The organism is Acetomicrobium mobile (assembly GCF_937920065.1).
Window position 1 is genome coordinate 1 of the sequence record NZ_CALETC010000290.1, and the last position, 2,169, is coordinate 2,169.

3 protein-coding genes are annotated in these 2,169 nt (G+C 45.8%); all 3 read left to right on the forward strand.

Annotated features, from left to right (window positions below):
• On the forward strand, nucleotides 1–209 hold a 209-nt coding region (locus Q7P41_RS10670; protein WP_303884143.1), incomplete at its 5' end, for a hypothetical protein.
• Nucleotides 210–242: 33 nt separating this feature from the next.
• Nucleotides 243–713, forward strand: coding sequence for an ImmA/IrrE family metallo-endopeptidase (locus Q7P41_RS10675; protein WP_303884144.1), 471 nt, complete (start codon nucleotides 243–245; stop codon nucleotides 711–713).
• Between the two features lie 96 nt (nucleotides 714–809).
• Entirely contained in the window at nucleotides 810–2,129 is a 1,320-nt protein-coding gene (locus Q7P41_RS10680) for a HEPN domain-containing protein (RefSeq protein ID WP_303884145.1), read from the forward strand.
• The last annotated feature ends 40 nt before the right edge of the window (nucleotides 2,130–2,169 follow it).

Sequence of the window (2,169 nt, forward strand, 5' to 3'; positions counted from 1 at the left end):
CGGAAGAGGAGATGTCGAAAGAAGCTGACGAGTACACGGCAGAGCTCGAAAAGCTGCTTGCCATCCTCATGGAGCGGGACGCAGAGGCCGTGGCAAACCTGCGAAGCGTCATGGAAAGCTGGGACAAGCTCTCGCCCGCGGACAAGAAGTTCATCATAAACACAATCTCATACGCGCTGAAAAGCGTCAGGGAGCGCATGGAAGAGTAAAAATATCCAACTTCACATACAGGAGGCGCTGCTATGGATCCATCAATAGCGGCGCGTCGGCTTTTGGAGGAGGTCGGCGCGCCTTGCGATGAAGATGTCGTTTTATTGGCACTGAGGAAGCTCGGCATCGAGGTGATACGGGGCATGGCGGACAGCATCGACGCAATGCTGATCCACGTTCCGCCCGGTAAGCCCGTCATAGCGGTAAACTCAAGCCGTCCGCTGTGCCGGAGGCGGTTTTCCGTGGCACACGAGATAGGCCACTACCTGCTTGGGCACAACTCGCTTTCCTTTTCCGAGAGCGGAGGCGGCATGATAAAGCGCGACCCCAGGCAGGAGCGCGCGGCCAATGCCTTCGCCGCGGAGTTTTTGATGCCCAAAAAGCTCCTGGCCCGCGAGGCGCACAGATACAGCCTAAGGGCCCTTGCCCGCCGCTATTTGGTCTCCATGCAGGCCATGGAGATAAGGCTTAAAGAGCTGGGGTTGGTGTGCAAAGGGAGTTAACCTTGTTACAATTAATGTAATATTAATAATTAATCGTGCTGTTACAATTTTTAGTCATTTGTCAGCTATATAATATTTTTACTGGGAGGGCAAGTCATGACAATGGAAGATGCCTTAGACGAGCTCGAGAGCTTTATAACAAGCCTTGAAGAAAAGGGAGACCTCAGCAAACGGAAGTTAGAGCCTTCTGAGATTGGGATATTTTTGAGATATATGGATAAATATCGGGAATGTCTAAATGAACTTTATTTTTCTAAATATAAAAGGAAATCTTATTCTGTCGATATATACAAACAGCACAGCAAAAAAGCTGTTGAACTGTTTATCCAAGAAGCGATCTTGCATGCATTGGATATCAATCACAAGAGGCCTGATAAACCATTTAAGGATCGCTTAGGTGAGTCTATAAATAAACTGAGAGACAAGCTTATTACTTCCCCAACGCATTGGAAGGTTCATATGCGCATTGGTGGGGTGGCGCCAGAAGATCTGCCATATAAATTTGGAAAAGTTGAGTTTTGGATAGCCGATGAACATAACTTAGAAAAATTGAAAGATAAGCATAATGCCATCGTCGATTCCAGGACGGAACCTCTAGAAACAAAAGAATTTTTGAAAACCGATTTTGAGGATTTTATTAAAAGATATTTTTTTAATCATCCAATAGCAACGGTAGAAGTATGCGCTTGTGACGGAGAAGCCGCTTGCTCTGCGGCACGGCGCGAATTGCGTTTAACCATGGACGTGATCAATTTCTATAGCGGACCTGACCTTGGCGCCCAGATATATTTTGTAGGGGAACTCCAGCCTACGAGAGAAGTTTTATTAGCTTTTGAAACTCATCAGCATTCTTATTACCAATTACCCAGGCGCATAGGGCCTTTTGCCCTTTTGTCTTTAAAGGATATAGAACCATCCAGAGCAGAAAAGGTAGGTTTTTATCGTATAAATGAAATCCTTGCAAAAGATGACCGAAGCCAAATCGAGGAGCGAATATTGGCATCCGTTCAATGGGCAGGCCGAGCTGCAGTAAAACTGCAACAACGCCCCGAAGAGGCATTCCTCCATTACGCGATCGCTCTTGAGACCATAATGCTGGGAAGGCAGGAAAATAAGGAAATTGCATATAAATTGAGAATGCGTACGGCGCTTTTGGCTGGAGAAACGCTGGAAAAGCGAACAGAAATCAAAAAGGAAGTCAGAGATTTGTATGATATAAGGTCAGAAATCGTTCACTCTGGCCACTATGAGGTGACCGATGCGGATGTTGGAAAGATTAGCAAATTAACGATCGCCTGTATAAAGCGTATACTTACTGAAAAGCCTTTTACGTCGATGACCAAAGAGCAGGAAATAGACAATTGGTTTGATCAAGCCATGTTGTCAGGGCGTTTATTAGTGGATGACGCTCAGTAAAATATGAAGTAGGAATGGTGATGATCTGTGGACTCATAGA

Excerpts from the sequence above, each read along its gene's own strand:
- Q7P41_RS10675 (WP_303884144.1), top strand. The coding sequence starts at position 243 with ATGGATCCATCAATAGCGGCGCGTCGGCTTTTGGAGGAGGTCGGCGCG.
- Q7P41_RS10680 (WP_303884145.1), top strand. The coding sequence starts at position 810 with ATGACAATGGAAGATGCCTTAGACGAGCTCGAGAGCTTTATAACAAGC.